The organism is Streptomyces diacarni, from assembly GCF_003323715.1.
Lineage (GTDB): Bacteria > Actinomycetota > Actinomycetes > Streptomycetales > Streptomycetaceae > Streptomyces > Streptomyces diacarni.
In genome coordinates, this window is the sequence record NZ_QOIN01000071.1 from 33,661 (window position 1) to 50,561 (window position 16,901).

Sequence of the window (16,901 nt, forward strand, 5' to 3'; positions counted from 1 at the left end):
CGGCTCTCCTCAGTACGCCAGCGCGCGGTCGACGGCATCGAGCACCCGGTCCAGGTTCGGCAGGTACTCGTCCTCCAGCCGCGCCGGTGGGTACGGCGCGTGGAACCCGCCGACGCGCAGCACCGGTGCTTCAAGATGGTAGAAGCACCGCTCGGTGATGCGGGCGGCGATCTCGGCACCGGTGCCCAGGAAGACCGGCGCCTCGTGGACGAGCACGAGGCGGCCCGTCCGCTCGACGGAACGCTGCACGGTGTCGAAGTCGATCGGCGACATGGAGCGCAGGTCCACGACCTCCAGCGAGTTGCCCTCCTCCTCGGCGGCGGCCGCCGCCTCCATGCAGACCTTCACCATCGGGCCGTAGGCGGCCAGGGTGAGCGCGGTGCCCTGGCGGGCGATCTTCGCGGAGTGCAGCGGGGCCGGGATGGCGGAGGGGTCGACCTCGCCCTTGTCCCAGTAGCGCCGCTTGGGCTCGAAGAAGATGACCGGGTCGTCGCTCTCGATGGCCTGCTGCAGCATCCAGTAGGCGTCGGAGGAGTTGGAGGGCGAGACGCACTTGAGGCCCGCGACGTGCGCGAACAGCGTCTCCGGCGACTCGCTGTGGTGCTCGACGGCGCCGATGCCGCCACCGTAGGGAATCCGGATGACGACGGGCAGCTTGATCTTGCCCAGGGCCCGCGCGTGCATCTTGGCGAGCTGGGTGACGATCTGGTCGTAGGCGGGGAAGACGAAGCCGTCGAACTGGATCTCGACGACGGGCCGGTAGCCGCGCAAGGCCAGGCCGATCGCGGTGCCGACGATGCCGGACTCGGCCAGCGGCGTGTCCACGACCCGGTCCTCGCCGAAGTCCTTCTGCAGCCCGTCGGTGACGCGGAAGACGCCACCGAGCTTGCCGACGTCCTCGCCCATGACGAGGACCTTCGGATCGTTCTCCAGCGCGGTGCGCAGCGAGGCGTTGATCGCCTTGGCGAGGGGGAGCTTCTGAACGGCCATGGTCACTTACCTTCCCCCACGCCGGAGACACTCTCGGGCTCGAACGACGCCTGGTAGGCGGCGAACTGTGCGCGCTCCTCGTCCACGAGCGCGTGCCCGTCCGCGTAGACGTTCTCGAACATCGCCATGGTGTCGGGATCGGGCATCGTACGGATGGCGTCACGCACGTGCCGGCCCATCTCCTCGCTCTCCTCGTCGATCGAGGCGAAGAAGGCGGAGTCGGCCAGCTCCTCGCGCTCCAGGTAGCCTCGCAGCCGCTGGATCGGGTCCTTCGCCTCCCAGGCGGCGCGCTCGTCGTCCGCCCGGTAGCGGGTCGGGTCGTCGGAGGTGGTGTGGGCGCCCATGCGGTAGGTGAACGCCTCGATGAGCATCGGACCCTCACCCCTGCGCGCACGCTCCACGGCCGCCTTGGTCACCGCCAGGCAGGCCAGCACGTCGTTGCCGTCGACGCGGACGCCGGGGAAACCGAAGCCCTGGGCGCGCTGGTAGATCGGCACCCGGGACTGGCGCTCGGTGGGCTCGGAGATCGCCCACTGGTTGTTCTGGCAGAAGAAGACGACCGGGGCGTTGTAGACCGCGGCGAACGTGAACGCCTCGGCCACGTCTCCCTGGCTGGAGGCACCGTCACCGAAGTAGGCGACGACGGCCGAGTCCGCGCCGTCCTTGGCCACACCCATCGCGTACCCGGCCGCGTGCAGGACCTGGGAGCCGATCACGATCGTGTAGAGGTGGAAGTTGTTGCTGTTCGGATCCCAGCCGCCGTTGTTCACACCGCGGAACATGCCCAGCAGCATCGTCGGATCCACGTCGCGGCACCAGGCGACGCCGTGCTCGCGGTAGGTGGGAAAGACGTAGTCGTCCGGGCGCAGAGCCCTGCCGGAGCCGATCTGCGCAGCCTCCTGGCCGAGCAGGGACGCCCACAGGCCGAGCTCGCCCTGCCGCTGGAGCGCGGTGGCCTCCGCGTCGAAACGGCGCGTGAGCACCATGTCACGGTAGAGGCCCTGGAGCTCCTCCGCACTCAGATCGACGTCGTACTCCGAATGGGTGACGCGCTCGCCCTCCGGGGTGAGCAGCTGCACCAGCTCGGGCTCGACGGGCGCGGCGCCGATGCCGGTGCCGCGCGCGGAGCCGCCGCTGCGGGCCGGGCGGGCGGCGGCGGTGCGCGAGGAGGTGGCCTGCGCCTTCGTGGAGCGCTTCGCCGGGGCCTTCGACCCGTTCTTCGCCGTGCTACTCGCCGTGCTCCTGGACGCGGCCTTCGACCCGTTCTTCGCGGCGGCGTTCGAGGCCGTCTTGGAAGACGCCTTCGGAGCGGGCTTCGAGGGGGCCTTCGAAGACGTCTTCGAGGCGGTCTTCGGCGTGCTCCCCGACGAGGTCTTCGCGGCGCTTCCGGCCGCCTTCTTCGCCGGCGCCTTGGCAGAAGCCTTCGCCGAGGCCTTCGCAGAAGCGTTCGAAGCCTTCGCTGCGGGCTTGCGGGACTTGCGGGGCTCGCCGGTGGCGGTGGCCTCGCCGGCCTCCGCCCTGCCGTTCGCGGCGTCGCCGCCGGGAGCGGCCTGGGTGGCGCCCTTTCCTCCGGTGCCGCTGCGGCGCGCGGTGCTCCGCGCGGCAGTGCTCTCCACGGTCACGTGTGCTCCTCCGTCTGTCCGGCCCCCGGGATTGCCGGTGACCTGGGGCTCCCCCACCCACTGGCGGGGGGAGGCTCGCCCGGTCCCGTGCGGCGCACGGGGTGGGAGCGTCGCGGTCGGCACCGGGTGGTGACTGCATGTCCCGGTCGCGGCCCGCTGTACCGACCCCGTCGGGGCGCCCCAGCCATGGCTGGCATCTCCATAGACGCACGAGGCGGCCCTGACCTGCAACTTTGCTCGGATATCCAAGTAAGAACCCGGAAGTCCAAGTATGTGTGCGATGAGTCGGGACATCACTGGTCACGGCCTCGCGAGCCGCGGACACCCGCACGGTAACCCGGGGTGCGGGGACCCGGGAAGAGTGAAGAGCCGATCAGTATGTGAGACTGAGAATGTGCCCGAAAACGGACGAACCCGGGTATTCCTGGTAGACGACCATGAGGTCGTCCGCAGAGGCGTACGCGACATGCTCGCCGCCGACCCCGCCCTCGAAATCGCCGGAGAGGCCGGCACGGCGGCCGACGCGCTCGACGGCATCGCCGCCACCCGCCCCGACGTGGCCATCCTGGACGTGCGGCTGCCCGACGGCAGCGGCATCGAGGTCTGCCGCGAGGTCCGCTCCCGCGACGAGTCCGTCCACTGCCTGATGCTCACCTCCTACACCGACGACGAGGCACTCCTGGCCTCCGTGATGGCCGGCGCCTCCGGATACGTCCTCAAGGAACTCAGCCGCGGCGAACTCCTCCGCTCGGTGCACGAGGTCGCGACGGGCGCCTCACTGCTCGACCCCGCCGACACCCGGCGCCTGCTGGACCGGCTGCACGGCTCAGCCACGGGCGCCACCACCGATTCCGGGGCGGAGGCCAATCCCGATGCCGGCACCGATTCCGGTGCGGGCTCCGACTCCGGCGGCGGCCACGCCGCGCGACGGGACGAGAGGCTGGCCACCCTCACCCCCCAGGAGCGCACCATCCTCGGACTGATCGGCGAGGGGCTGACCAACCGGGTGATCGGCGAACGGCTGCACCTGGCCGAGAAGACGGTCAAGAACTACGTGTCCGGGCTCCTGGCCAAGCTCGGCATGGAACGGCGCACCCAGGCCGCCGCCTACATCGCCAGACTCCGCGCCTCCGACGGCCACGACGACCCGCACCACGGGTGACACCGTCCCCACCGCGCCTGGCCGGGGCCACTTCTAGTCGCAGAAGGCGGCGCGCACCGCCTCGTAGTGCGCCGTCCACCACACCACGAGCGCCGCCGCGGCCGGGAACTGCACATCCACCCGGCCGTCGCGGCGCTCGTAGCGCCAGCGCAGCATCCAGAAATCGTTCAACCGCTCCCACCACACCCGGTGCACGGCGGCCGCCAGCTCCTCGCGGGGAGCGCGCGCGCCGCCCCGGTAGGCCCGCGCGAAGGCCCGCACCCTGCGCAGGTCCAAGGTGCCGCCAGGCCGCAGGAAGAAGATCGCCGCGCCCCGCACGGCCTCCTCGGCACGCGGCTGCACACTCAGCCGGTCCCAGTCGAGGATCGCCACCACACGCGCCGTGGCGCCGCCCGGCGCGTACAGCAGGTTCAGCGGATGGAAGTCCCCGTGCACCCAGCCGTAGAACCGGTCCTGCACGGCGTCGGGCCGCTGGCGCGCGTGGCGCCGCAGCAGCGCCCTGCGCTCGGTCAGCCGGTGCTCGGCCAGCTCATCGAAACTGTCCCGACACCGCCGCGCCCGCACCCGCTCCAACAGCGCACCGATCGTCTCGTACGTCGCCGCCGGATCGGCGCTCCCCTGCGCACCGCGCGGAGCCTTCGGCACGCCGGCCCCCGCCAGCCGGGTGTGCACCCGCCCCAGCAGGGTGCCCAGCCCGGCGCACTGTGCCAGAGACAGCTCGCTGCCGTGCCGGTGCCCGCCCTCGATCCAGGGGTGCAGCGCGAAGCAGCGGCCGTCCGCCGCCACCACCACCGACCTGCCCTCCGCGTCCGGCACCACGGGCACCACGGGCAGCCCCAGCTCACCGAGGCGCGCCGCCGCCCGGTGCCGGCGCTCGATACGGGAGCGCGCGGACTGGCCGTCCAGATGGTGTTTGAGGAAGTAGCGCCCCCGGGTCGTCGTCACCCGGTACCCCCTGTTGAGCAGCCCGTGCGAGACGGGCTCGCACGCCACGGGATCCCCCACGTCCGCGTACCGCCCCAACAGGACGTCGAGCGTGCCCTGAGTCAGGGTCCGGGAAAGGGAAGACGGCTGCACGGCGGCATCGTAGGGCCGCACACCGGACCACACCCCGCAGCCGTCAACAGCCCGCACCCCACCCACTACGGACGTGTGTGCTCACTGCCTGTCTACGGGTGCGGGCAGGCCCTGCCGACGGGTCGGCCCTTCCGACGGGTCGGCGCCGCCGCCGGATCACTCGTCGCCGGCACCCTGATTGCTGCCGATGAGACCGCCGTCGCCGCTGTCCCCGTTGTCGCCGCCGTTCTCGTTGCCGCCCCCGGGAGGAGGCGAGTCCGGGTTGGACGGCTTATCACCGCTGTCGCCACCGTCACTCGGACCGCCGCCCTCGTTGCCGCCGTTGTGCGTCTGCGAGGGGTCACCGGTCTCCGACGGCTGCGTCGGGCTCGGGTCGGTATCGCTCGGCCCCGTCTCCGAAGGCCGGTCGCTGGGCGTCCAGTCGCCCGTGCCGCCGTCGCTGGTGCCCGGCTGGTCCTGCTCCGTCTCCGACGGGGTGGGGTCCGGATCGTCGCTGGACTTCTTGTCCTTCGGCTCCGTCTTGGTGGTATCCGGCTTGTCCGGCTTGTTGTCCTTGCCGTCGTTGTCCTGCCCGAGCGCGAAGAAGATGCCACCCGCGATCGCGATGACCGCCAAGAACGCCACCAGCGCGTACCTGAACCCCTTGCCGCCACCACCGCCGCGGCCCCCACGGCCGCCACCACGGGCCCCACCGTCGAAGCCACCGTCGTCGTCCCGCGGGCCCGCCAGCAGCGGAGCACCCATCTGCGACGTGTCGGAATGCGAGGGGTGGGCGCGCGCACCGGCGCCGGGCACGCCCATGGCCGGGGTCGAGCCGCCGTAGTGCGCGGTCGGACCCGTGTCCCACAGGCCGCCGGTGTGGCCGCCCTGCTCGTGCAGCATCTGCAGCGCGTACTGGGTGAGCCCGCGCATCTCCTCAGCCGTCTGGAACCGGTCGTCCGGCTCCTTGGCCAGCGCGCGCATCGTCAGACCGTCCAGCTCCGGCGGAACCGCGTCCGACACCTCGGACGGGAGCACCGGATCATCCTGCACGTGCTGGTAGACCACCGACAGCGGGGTCTCACCCGTGAACGGAGGGCGCCGCGTCAGCAGCTCGTAGAGCAGACACCCCGTGGCGTACAGGTCCGAGCGCGCGTCCACCGTCTTACCGAGCGCCTGCTCGGGGGAGAGGTACTGCGGAGTACCCATCACCATGCCGGTCTGCGTCATGGTGTTCGACGCACCGTGCAGGGCGCGGGCGATGCCGAAGTCCATCACCTTCACCGCGCCGCCCCGCGTGATGATCACGTTCGCGGGCTTGATGTCACGGTGCACGATGCCGTGCTGATGGCTGTAGGCCAGCGCCTCCAGCACCCCGGACGCGATGATCAGCGCCTGGTCCGGCGGCGGCGCGTCAGCGGTCAGCAGCAGATCACGGATCGTGCTGCCCTCGACGAGCTCCATCACGATGTACGGCGTGATGTTGCCGCCGATCACCTCCTCGCCGGAGTCGTAGACCGCGACGACGGAGTGGTGGTTGAGTCCCGCGACGGACTGGGCCTCACGCGTGAAGCGCGCCTTGGAGACGGGGTCCTCGGCCAGGTCGGCGCGGAGCAGCTTGACCGCGACCGTACGTCCGAGACGCAGGTCCTCGGCACCGAAGACCTCTGCCATGCCACCGCGCCCGAGGCGGTGCGTCAGGCGGTACCTGCCGTCACCGACCAGGCCGTTGTTGCCCCACAACTCCGGCGAATCGGGCAGGGAGCCGCCGCCCGTCGCGTCGGGGTCCGAAGGGCCCCCGGCGGCTTGCGTCTGTGCCATCAGTCCTCGCCGTCGATTCGAATCCGCGGACTTCGCGCGGTGGATACTCCCCCCAAGGAGGCTACAGGCACGCGGGGGGGTGGATGGATGGGACGGAATACCGAGCTACGCCAGTCGCATCCAACAAGCTGACGTACCGGCCCCGCAAGTTGGCTTCGGCACCCCGCGCCCGCGCCCCTCCCCCCGGGGGCGGCGACCCAGCGCACGGCCTGTGAACCGCACCCTCTAGGCTCGGTGAACCGCTCGGAGCCGCGTCCTTGTGAGCGTGTGACGCCGCCCGGCCGGCGTGTGACACATCGCTCGCGAAGGGCGTATGCGCATTCGGTCACGGAACGGGCAACGAGCTTGACGTGACCGAGGCCCCGGGCAAACTTGGGCCAGTATCACGGTCAAAAGGATCACTCAACGTACCTGCACGGGGGCAGCGCCGCCGAGGGGGAAGCAGTCAGATGAGCGACGACGGCGCACAGGCGGCCGGCAACTACTTGGGCCGCATGGTCGGCGGAGGAAGATTCCAGCTTCGCTCACTGCTGGGCGCCGGTGGGATGGCCTCCGTCTACCTCGCCTACGACTCCGTGCTCGACCGGCAGGTCGCGGTCAAGACCCTCCACACCGAACTGGGCCGCGAACAGTCCTTCCGCGAGCGGTTCCGCCGCGAGGCCCAGTCCGTGGCCAAGCTGACCCACACCAACATCGTCTCCGTCTTCGACTCCGGCGAGGACGAGATCGACGGCGCGCTGGTGCCGTACATCGTCATGGAGTACGTCGAGGGCAAGCCGCTGCGCACCGTCCTCGACGAGGACATCGCCCAGCATGGCGCGATGCCCGCCGAAAAGGCGCTGAAGATCACCGGCGACGTGCTCGCCGCCCTCGAGGTCAGCCACGAGATGGGCCTCGTCCACCGGGACATCAAGCCCGGCAACGTGATGCTCACCAAGCGTGGCGTGGTCAAGGTCATGGACTTCGGCATCGCGCGCGCCATGCAGTCCGGCGTGACCTCCATGACCCAGACCGGCATGGTCGTCGGCACCCCCCAGTACCTCTCCCCCGAGCAGGCGCTGGGCCGCGGCGTGGACGCCCGCTCCGACCTGTACTCCGTCGGCATCATGCTCTTCGAGCTGCTGACCGGACGGCTCCCCTTCGACGCCGACTCCCCGCTCGCCATCGCCTACGCGCACGTGCAGGAAGAGCCGGTCTCGCCGTCCTCCATCAACCAGTCCATCCCGGCGGCCGTGGACGCGCTCGTCGCCCGGACGCTGAAGAAGAACCCCAACGAGCGCTTCCCCTCCGCCGACTCGATGCACGACGAGGTCACCCGCATCGGCGGCTCAGGACTCGCCTCGGGCGCCTCGCCGCTCATCATCAGCGGCGGCCCACCCGCCAGCGGCGCCGGCGTCGGACAGGCCGTCTTCCCGCCCGTGGACGCCAACTCCCAGCCGCAACAGGGTGGCGCGGGCGTCCAGATGCCGTACCAGCCGCCGCAGGGGCACGGCCAAATGCCGGGCCCGGGGCAGGTGCCAGGGCAGGGGCAGCCGGGGCCGTACAACAGCGGGGGCTTCGGGCCCTCCACCCCGCCGCCGCACGCCCAGAACACCGCACCCGCCGGTTACGGCTACCCTCAGTCCTCGTACGGCACCGGCGGCCCCTCCACGCCGCCGCCCTACACCATCAACGCCGCCGGCGGCTCCGGCCAGGGCAACGGTGGCGGGCCCGGCAAGAAGATGTCCTCCGGCGCCATGGCCGCGTACGGTCTCGCCGCCGTCGCCGTCATCGTCGCCCTCGTCTTCGTGATCATCAACCTGACCGGGGACAGCGGCGACGACCCCGAAGCCAAGCCCACCGCCAAGGACAAGCCCACCGCCTCCGCCGACCCCGGTGGCAGCGAGGGCGGGGACAGCGGCGACAGCGGCTCCAACTCGGGCGGCTTCAAGGGACCGGACAAGAGCCGGACCATCGACAAGGAGAAGTGCACCGGCGCCACCGAGACGTACGAGCACAACGGCAACGTCATGATGCCCGACATGACCTACAAGGACCTCACCTCCGTGAAGGCCTGCCTGCGCGCCGCGGGCTGGAAGCTCGGCGACGTGACGATGGAGGACGAGAACGTCTTCGGCAAGAACCAGGTCCTCGACCAGAACCCGGGCTCCCTCGACGACTTCAACCCGAAGAAGGACGAGGTCGACCTGACGGTTTCCACGGGGCAGCCGGGGAGCTGAGGGACAGCCGGATAGCCGGGTGGCTGAGGGCAGCCGGGTAGCCGGGTAGCCGGGTAGCCGAGCGGACCACTTCCGCGGTGGGGGCCGCCCCTTGGGGGAGGCCCCCTTTCCGCTCCCCGGGGCGTGTTCCGCCTGGGTACAGGGACTCTCTGTTGAGTTTTGTGGCAGGGGAGAGAGGCGTAGGGCTCGCCGCGATGGGGCGCTGGGTGCACCGCAGTGGGCCGCCGGGTGCACCGCGGTAAGGGCGGTAAGGGCGGGGCCCTACGGGATCGTCACTGCGCCATCCGCCTCACCTCCACCACGCGGAAGCGGCCGGATACGAAGTCGCCGTCGCACAGGGTGCAGTTGGCCGCCGGGTTGCCGCCTGAGCCGTGGAAGTCGCTGAAGCCGGCCGTCTGGTTGACATAGACACCGCCCGTGAGGTTGAGCGAGAGCTGGGCGGGCTCGGAGAAGCAGACCTCTTCCACCTGGCGGGCCACCTCGGGCGAGGTGGTGTACGCCGAGACCGTCATGGCGCCCCTGGCCAACAGGGTGTGCCCGAGCAGCTCCAACGCCTCCTCGGTGGAGCCGACAGCCACCGCGAAGGAGACAGGCCCGAAGCACTCCTCCAGATAGGGCGCGTCCTCTTCCTGCTTGGTGCCGTCGAGCTTGACGATCACCGGGGTGCGCACCGTGGCTCCGGGGAACTCCGGGTGCTCCACCACGCGGGAGGGCAGGGCGACCTCACCGAGTGCGGAGGCCGTCTCCACGCGTCCGCGCACCTGCTCGTTGACCAGCGCGCCCAGCAGAGCGTTGGCCCGTGCGTCGTCGCCCAGCAGCTTCCCGACGGCCGCGCCGAGATCCGCCACCACCTCGTCGTAGCCCTTGTGCCCCGACTCGGTGCTGATGCCGGCGGCGGGGATCAACAGGTTCTGCGGGGTGGTGCACATCTGGCCGCTGTAGAGGGACAGGGAGAAGGCCAGGTTGGCGAGCATGCCGGCGTAGTCGTCCGTGGAATCGATGACGACGGTGTTGACGCCCGCCTTCTCCGTGTGGACCCGGGCCTGGCGGGCGTTGGTCTCCAGCCACTCGCCGAAGGCGGAGCTTCCGGTGTAGTCGATCACCCGGACCTCGGGCCGGGTCGCCAGGTCCTTGGCGATGCCGTCGCCCTCCGCCTCGGCGGCCAGCGCCACCAGGTCGGCGGCGAACCCCGCCTCGATCAGGACCTCGCGGGCGATCCGCACCGTCAGGGCGAGGGGCAGGACCGCCCGAGGGTGCGGCTTGACCAGCACGGCGTTGCCGGTCGCGAGGGAGGCGAAGAAACCTGGGAAGCCGTTCCAGGTGGGGAAGGTGTTGCACCCGATCAGCAGCGCGATGCCACGGCCGACGGCGGTGAATTCCTTCACGACACGGAGCGGTTCGCGCTTGCCCTGCGGTTTTTCCCAGTCGGCCCGCTCGGGTGTGCGCACCTGCTCGGCGTAGGCGTACGCCACCGCTTCCATGCCCCGGTCCTGCGCATGCGGCCCACCTGCCTGGAACGCCATCATGGACGCCTGACCGCTGGTGTGCATCACGGCCTGGGCGAACTCATGGGTACGGGCGCTGATCCGCGCCAGGATCTCCAGGCAGACCGCCGCGCGCCCCTCCGGCCCCGCTTTCCGCCAGGCCGGCAGACCGCCCCGCATGACGGGCAGCAGGGCATCGATGGCGCCCTCGTCAGTGCGTGGGTAGGAGATGTCCATCTCCAGCCCGTACGGCGACACTTCGGTGGCCACCCAAGCGCCGGACACCGGCTGGCCCGGGAGCTCGAACCGGCCGCCCCTCAGCGCGTCGAACGCCGCCTTGCCCTCCTCGGCCGCGCCTTCGCCGTACGCCTTGGGATGCTCGGGGTGCGGAGTCCAGAACTCGCGGGTGCGAATCGCCTCCAGCGCGCGGTCCAGGGTGGGGCGGTGCTTGTCGATGAGCTGGGCAGTGGTCGTTCCGGTACCGGTGGTCACGCGGACCAACTCCTCGCTGAGCTGGGACGGGATGCGGGTGGCGACGGTGGTGCAGGCTTGCTCGGGCACGCGGCGTTGCCGGTGCCGTTCACGTGAGAGATACTGCTACCGAACGATCGGTCGGTGCAAGGGGGTCCCCGAACCTGTGGATAACTTCCCCCGACCCCCTGAACAGGACGCTGACCAGACCGTCCGCACCTCCAGCGAGCGGGCGGCCCCCGGCAGGGCACCCGGTCAGGCCCCTCTCGACGCCCCGGCCGGCGTCGGCGACGCCCCGGCTAGCATCGGCCGCATGCCCACGGTCAAGCGCGACACCTACACGCCCGACTCACTGCTCTCCGTCGCCGTGCGGGTGTTCAACGAGCGGGGCTACGACGGCACCTCGATGGAGCACCTGTCCAAGGCGGCCGGCATCTCCAAGTCCTCGATCTACCACCACGTACGGGGCAAGGAAGAGCTGCTGCACCGGGCGATAAGCCGCGCGCTCGACAGCCTGTTCGCGGTGCTGGACGAGCCCGCGGCGGGCGAGGGGCGCGCGCTGGCACGGCTGGAGCACGTCACGCGCCGCACGGTCGAGGTCCTGATGTCCGAGTTGCCGTACGTGACGCTGCTGCTGCGGGTCCGGGGCAACACGGACACCGAGGTGTGGGCGATGGGCCGGCGCCGCGAGTTCGACCAGCGGGTGGCCGAGCTGGTCAAGCGGGCCGCAGCCGACGGCGATCTGCGTGCGGACGTGGACGCGCGGCTGGCGACCCGGCTGCTGTTCGGAATGATCAACTCCATCGCCGAGTGGTACCGCCCCGATCGCGCCGCCTCCGGCCACGGCACGGGTGGCGGCGACACCAGCGCCGAGGTCGCCGAGGCCGTGGTCCGCACCGCCTTCGCGGGCCTGCGCACCCACTGACACCCTTGCCGGGCATCGCCCGGCCCTGCCTCGCGGCGTCCGCCCTGCCTCGCGGCGCCCGCCTTACCTGACGGGTCCGGCCCCGCCGGGCAACGTCCGCGCCGCTAGGGTCCCGGCTCCAGATCGGTCTCCTCGAACACCAGCAGGGTGCGGGTGCTCAGCACCTCGGGGAAGGACTGGATGCGGGTGAGTACCAGGTCACGCAACGCCCTGGTGTCCGGGGTGTGCACCAGCAGCAGCACGTCGAAATCACCGCTGACCAGCGCCATGTGCGCGGCACCCGGCAGTTCTTGGAGTTTCTCGCGGACGCTGCGCCAGGAGTTCTGAACGATCTTGAGCGTGATGTAGGCGGAGGCACCGTGTCCGGCTCGCTCCTGGTCGATGCGCGCGCTGAAACCGCGGATGACACCGTCGTCGAGCAGCCGGTTGATGCGCGCGTAGGCGTTGGCACGGGACACGTGCACGCGTTCGGCGACCGACCGTATGGAAGCTCTGCCGTCCGCCCGGAGCAGCCGCAGCAGGTCCCGGTCGATCGCGTCGAGCGGCCTGGCCGGAGGACGGGCGTCCGCGCGTGGTTCGGGACGGACTTCCGCTCGGGGCTCGGGACGGGCGTCGGGGCGCGCTTCCGCTCGGGGCTCGGGACGGGCTTCCGGACGGGACTCGGGGCGGTCGCCCGTCTGGCGGGGCTGCCCGGTCCCCTCGTCCGGCGGTCCGTGGACCGCTGCCCGCGGCCCCCGAGCCGCTTCCTCCGGCCCGTGTGCCATCTGTTCATCCGGCACGGTCCCCCACCTCCCCTGTGTGGACACCCTGCGGTCATCGAACGGCTCTGCGAGCCGTTTGTCCACAGGCTGGGGCCACCCGTAGCCAAAATGTGCCGACGACCGAACAATCGGTAGGGGTGGCCCACGCGGTCACCGTCCCGGCCTGTCGATGGTTCGGCCATCGGCAGGCCGGCGCGCCAGGCGTGCGGAGGGTGGTGTACCGGCCCGCGGCACGCGATAGCCCGCCGCACGAGGAGGTGCTCGTCATGACGGTCCTAGAGCAGCCAGGTACCCACGCCCCCGCGCATGCCCCCTCCTGGCGGCCCCGCGCCGACGCGGCCCCTCTCCTGCCGGATGCCGAGCCCTACCGGGTACTGGGAGCCCGACCGGATGCGCCGACGGGGACGAAAACGAAGGCGACGCGCGCCCGGTCCACCCGGACGGGGACGACGCGCGCCGGGTCCGCGCGGACAGGCGCGACACGGACAGGGACACCGCGGGCAGGGACGGCGGGAAGGGACACGGGAACGTCCGGACTGGCGGGCGAGCAGGTGGCCGCGGCCCCCGATGCCGAACTGCTGCGCCGGCTGTACGCCGCGGTCGTCCACGGACGCCGGTTCAACGAGCAGGCCACCGCGCTGACCCGCCAGGGCCGGCTGGCCGTCTACCCCTCGTCCCGGGGACAGGAGGCGTGCCAGGTGGCCGCCGCACTTTCCCTGGCGGAGCACGACTGGCTCTTCCCCAGCTACCGCGACACCCTGGCGGCCGTTGCCCGCGGCCTCGACCCGATGGAGGTGCTGTCGCTGCTGCGCGGTGACTGGCACCACGGGTACGACACGCGGCGCACGCGGGTCGCTCCCCTGTGCACCCCGCTGGCCACCCAGCTGCCGCACGCGGTGGGGCTGGCGCACGCCGCGCGGCTGAAGGGGGATGAGGTGGCGGCCCTCGCCCTGGTGGGGGACGGGGGTACGAGTGAGGGCGATTTCCACGAGGCCTTGAACTTCGCCGCCGTCTGGCAGGCCCCGGTCGTCTTCCTCGTGCAGAACAACGGCTTCGCGATCTCCGTTCCGCTGGCCAAGCAGACGGCCGCGCCCTCCCTGGCGCACAAGGCGGTGGGATACGGCGTGCCGGGCCGTCTGGTGGACGGCAACGACGCGGTGGCGGTGCACGAGGTGCTCACGGAGGCGCTGGAGCGCGCCCGTGCCGGGGGTGGTCCCACGCTGGTGGAGGCGGTCACCTACCGCCTGGAGGCGCACACGAACGCCGATGACGCGACGCGGTACCGCGCCGACGCCGAGGTCGAGGCCTGGCGCGCGCACGACCCGGTGGCGCTGCTGGAGCGTGAACTGCGGCAGCGGGATCTGTGGGACGAGGAGGCAGCCCGTCAGGTCGAGGAGGCGGCCGAGGAACAGGCGGCCGCCCTGCGGTCGCGGATGAACCAGGACCCGGCTCTCGACCCCCTGGAGTTGTTCGCCCACGTGTACGCCGAACCGACTCCGCAGCTGCGCGAGCAGGCCGGACGGCTGCGAGCCGAACTGGCAGCCGAGGCGACGGCCGGACAGACGAACGAGTACGAGGCCGGACAGACCGACGCCCACGGGGCCGGACAGACGGACGAAAACGCGGCGGGACAGACGAACGAAAACGCGGACGGGCAGACGGACGACGCCGCGCGCCGGCAGTCGGTGACGGGCGAGCCCGCCGCCGGTGGCGCCGGTGGGAGGACGGGGGAGGAGACCCGATGAGCACAGCAGTGCGGCAGCCCCCCAAGGCAGGCGGCGCCGACGGACGCAAGCCCGCCACCCTGGGTCAGGCACTGGGCCGTGCCCTGCGTGACGCCATGGCCGACGATCCGGACGTGCACGTCCTCGGTGAGGACGTCGGCACGCTGGGCGGCGTCTTCCGGGTGACGGACGGGCTGGCGGCCGAGTTCGGCCCTCAGCGGTGCGCCGACACCCCGCTGGCGGAGGCGGGCATCCTGGGCACGGCGGTCGGGATGGCGATGTACGGGCTGCGTCCTGTCGTGGAGATGCAGTTCGACGCGTTCGCCTTCCCCGGTTTCGAACAGCTGGTCTCGCATGTCTCCCGGATGCGCAACCGCACCCGGGGCCGGATGCCCATGCCGCTGACCGTACGCATCCCGTACGGCGGAGGCATCGGTGGTGTCGAGCACCACAGCGACTCCTCCGAGGCGTACTACATGGCCACTCCGGGCCTGCATGTGGTCACACCGGCCACGGTCGCGGACGCGTACGGGCTGCTGCGCGCGGCCATCGCGTCCGACGATCCGGTGGTCTTCCTCGAACCCAAGCGGCTGTACTGGTCCAAGGCCGACTGGAGCCCCGAGGAGCCCGAACAGGTGCCCGGCCTCGGCAGGGCCGCCGTCCGCCGCCGGGGCACCTCCGCCACTTTGATCACCTACGGGCCCTCTGTTCCGCTGTGCCTGGAGGCCGCCGAGGCCGCACGGGAGGAGGGCGCCGAGGGCTGGGATCTGGAAGTGGTCGATCTGCGTTCCCTCGTGCCGTTCGACGAGGAGACGGTGGTCGCCTCCGTACGGCGCACGGGACGGGCCGTCGTCGTCCACGAGTCGCCCGGGTTCGCGGGACCCGGCGGGGAGATCGCCGCTCGTGTCACGGAGCGTTGTTTCCACTACCTGGAGGCGCCGGTGCTGCGCGTCGCCGGTTTCGACATTCCCTACCCGCCGCCGATGCTGGAGCGGCACCACCTGCCCGGTGTGGACCGCATCCTGGACGCCGTCGCACGTCTCCAGTGGGAGAGCGGCTGGACCCGTCAGCAGGGTGAAGCGGAACGGGGCGGGGGTGCGGGCTGATGGGCGAGGTGCGCGAGTTCCGCCTCCCGGACCTCGGCGAGGGGCTGACCGAGGCGACGGTCGTCAGGTGGCTGGTCGCGGTCGGCGAGACGGTACGGGTGGACCAGCCCGTCGTCGAGGTGGAGACGGCCAAGGCGCTCGTCGAGGTCCCCTGCCCCTACGCCGGCATGGTCACCTCGCACGCCGCCGAGGAGGGCGGCGAGGTGGAGGTCGGCGCGCCGCTGGTCACCGTCGCGGTGAGCCCGTCGGACAGTGCCCCGCGCGGGGACGCCCGCGGGGACGCCGCCGGGTCAGCGCGCGGAAGGGGCGACAGGCGCGAAGAGGAGGAACGGACGGGGACAGGAAACGGACGCGGCGGAGGAGAGGGGACGGGTGACGGCCCGAAGCCGGAGCACGTCGGCGGTTCGGGCAACGTCCTGGTGGGCTACGGGACGGCTCCCGCGCCCGGTCGGCGCCCCCGGGTCACCTCGCACGCTCCCGAGCCCGCCGCGGTGCGGGCCCCGGATCCGGATGCGGGGGTGAACGGCGCGGGACGGCCCCTCGGCGCGAACGGCACCGGACAGCACCACGGCACGAAAGGTACCGCCCGCACGCCCGTGCCCGTCATCTCCCCTCTCGTACGTCGCCTGGCCCGCGAACACGCCGTGGACCTGCGAGAGATGCGCGGAAGCGGTCCCGACGGGCTCATCCTGCGCGCGGACGTGGAACGCGCCGTACGGGCATCCGAGACGCACGTCGCGCGCACGGCGCGGGGCCGCGACGAGCAGGAGGGGTACGGGGGGCAACGAGACGGCTACGAGCGTGGTGGTCACGAGCGCCACACGGCCGAGCGGGCCGGTGGGGCAGAGCGGGCTGAGCGCCGGATCCCGCTGCGCGGAATGCGCGGCACGGCCGCCGACCGGCTCTCCCGAAGCCGCAGCGAAATCCCCGACGCCTCCTGCTGGGTGGACGCCGACGCGACGGAACTCCTCGCGGCGCGTCGGCAGATGAACGCCGCCTCCTCCGCGCTCGGCGAGCCTGCCGCGCCGGTCTCCCTGCTGGCGCTGCTGGGCCGCATCTGCACGGCGGCGCTGACCCGCTTCCCGGAGTTGAACGCGAGAGTGGACACCGTGGCGCGCGAGATCGTCGTGCTTCCCGAGGTGCACCTCGGGTTCGCCGCGCAGACGGACAGAGGACTCGTCGTTCCGGTCGTACGGGACGCGCACACGCTGTCCGCCGAGCGGCTCACCGACCGGATGTCCCGGCTGACGGAGACGGCACGCGCGGGCACGCTCTCCCCGACGGAGCTGACGGGCGGCACGTTCACGCTGAACAACTACGGCGTCTTCGGGGTGGACGGCTCGACTCCGATCATCAACTATCCGGAGGCGGCGATGCTCGGTGTGGGCCGGATCGCGCGCAAGCCGTGGGTGGTCGGTGAGGAACTGGCGGTACGCAGCGTGGTGCAGCTCTCCCTCACGTTCGACCACCGAGTGTGCGACGGCGGCACGGCGGGCGGTTTTCTGCGCTTGGTCGCGGACTGCGTGGAGCAACCCGCACGGCTCCTCCGTACGCTCTGAT

12 protein-coding genes are annotated in these 16,901 nt (G+C 71.6%); 6 read left to right on the top strand and 6 right to left on the bottom strand.

Annotated features, from left to right (window positions below; all coding sequences use genetic code 11):
- Nucleotides 1-9: 9 nt before the first annotated feature.
- Nucleotides 10-990 carry an alpha-ketoacid dehydrogenase subunit beta gene (locus tag DTL70_RS31920; protein ID WP_114025521.1) on the bottom strand — a complete coding sequence of 327 codons (981 nt, stop codon included), beginning with the start codon at nucleotides 988-990 and terminating at the stop codon, nucleotides 10-12.
- Between the two features lie 2 nt (nucleotides 991-992).
- Entirely contained in the window at nucleotides 993-2,612 is a 1,620-nt protein-coding gene (pdhA, locus tag DTL70_RS31925) for a pyruvate dehydrogenase (acetyl-transferring) E1 component subunit alpha (RefSeq protein ID WP_114025596.1), read from the bottom strand.
- A 394-nt stretch (nucleotides 2,613-3,006) separates the two neighbouring features.
- Here pdhA (DTL70_RS31925) and DTL70_RS31930 point away from each other — a divergent pair, with 394 nt between their 5' ends.
- The gene (locus DTL70_RS31930; RefSeq protein ID WP_114025522.1) at nucleotides 3,007-3,774 is read left to right on the top strand and encodes a response regulator; all 768 of its coding nucleotides are present in this window, start codon (nucleotides 3,007-3,009) and stop codon (nucleotides 3,772-3,774) included.
- Nucleotides 3,775-3,807: 33 nt separating this feature from the next.
- On the opposite strand, the gene DTL70_RS31935 is transcribed toward DTL70_RS31930, so the two are convergent.
- Nucleotides 3,808-4,851, bottom strand: coding sequence for a phosphotransferase (locus DTL70_RS31935; protein ID WP_114025597.1), 1,044 nt, complete (start codon nucleotides 4,849-4,851; stop codon nucleotides 3,808-3,810).
- Between the two features lie 156 nt (nucleotides 4,852-5,007).
- Nucleotides 5,008-6,651: a protein kinase domain-containing protein gene (locus tag DTL70_RS31940; RefSeq protein WP_114025523.1), complete on the bottom strand. Its 1,644-nt coding sequence runs from the start codon at nucleotides 6,649-6,651 to the stop codon at nucleotides 5,008-5,010.
- Between the two features lie 449 nt (nucleotides 6,652-7,100).
- Between DTL70_RS31940 and DTL70_RS31945 the strand changes: the two genes are divergently transcribed.
- Nucleotides 7,101-8,870 carry a protein kinase domain-containing protein gene (locus tag DTL70_RS31945; protein ID WP_114025524.1) on the top strand — a complete coding sequence of 590 codons (1,770 nt, stop codon included), beginning with the start codon at nucleotides 7,101-7,103 and terminating at the stop codon, nucleotides 8,868-8,870.
- A gap of 272 nt (nucleotides 8,871-9,142) precedes the next feature.
- On the opposite strand, the gene paaN is transcribed toward DTL70_RS31945, so the two are convergent.
- The gene (paaN, locus tag DTL70_RS31950) at nucleotides 9,143-10,846 is read right to left on the bottom strand and encodes a phenylacetic acid degradation protein PaaN (protein WP_114025598.1); all 1,704 of its coding nucleotides are present in this window, start codon (nucleotides 10,844-10,846) and stop codon (nucleotides 9,143-9,145) included.
- Nucleotides 10,847-11,138: 292 nt separating this feature from the next.
- On the opposite strand from paaN, the gene DTL70_RS31955 reads away from it, so the two are divergent.
- Nucleotides 11,139-11,750, top strand: a complete 612-nt coding sequence (locus tag DTL70_RS31955; RefSeq protein WP_114025525.1) for a TetR/AcrR family transcriptional regulator — start codon at nucleotides 11,139-11,141, stop codon at nucleotides 11,748-11,750.
- Between the two features lie 104 nt (nucleotides 11,751-11,854).
- Here DTL70_RS31955 and DTL70_RS31960 read toward each other — a convergent pair whose 3' ends face one another.
- Nucleotides 11,855-12,529: an Lrp/AsnC family transcriptional regulator gene (locus DTL70_RS31960; protein ID WP_245980225.1), complete on the bottom strand. Its 675-nt coding sequence runs from the start codon at nucleotides 12,527-12,529 to the stop codon at nucleotides 11,855-11,857.
- 533 nt (nucleotides 12,530-13,062) lie between these two features.
- Between DTL70_RS31960 and pdhA (DTL70_RS31970) the strand changes: the two genes are divergently transcribed.
- Genes pdhA (DTL70_RS31970) through DTL70_RS31980 form a run of 3 tightly spaced genes read left to right on the top strand, consistent with a single transcriptional unit; the run spans nucleotide 13,063 to nucleotide 16,900 of the window.
- A complete protein-coding gene (gene pdhA, locus DTL70_RS31970; protein WP_245980227.1) occupies nucleotides 13,063-14,256 on the top strand; it encodes a pyruvate dehydrogenase (acetyl-transferring) E1 component subunit alpha in 1,194 nt (397 codons plus the stop codon).
- Complete coding sequence (locus DTL70_RS31975) at nucleotides 14,253-15,341, top strand: alpha-ketoacid dehydrogenase subunit beta (protein ID WP_114025526.1); 1,089 nt, start codon at nucleotides 14,253-14,255, stop codon at nucleotides 15,339-15,341. The genes pdhA (DTL70_RS31970) and DTL70_RS31975 overlap by 4 nt, the downstream gene beginning before the upstream one ends.
- Nucleotides 15,341-16,900, top strand: a complete 1,560-nt coding sequence (locus tag DTL70_RS31980; protein WP_114025527.1) for a dihydrolipoamide acetyltransferase family protein — start codon at nucleotides 15,341-15,343, stop codon at nucleotides 16,898-16,900. Before DTL70_RS31975 ends, DTL70_RS31980 begins: the two co-directional genes overlap by 1 nt.
- Nucleotide 16,901 lies beyond the last annotated feature (1 nt).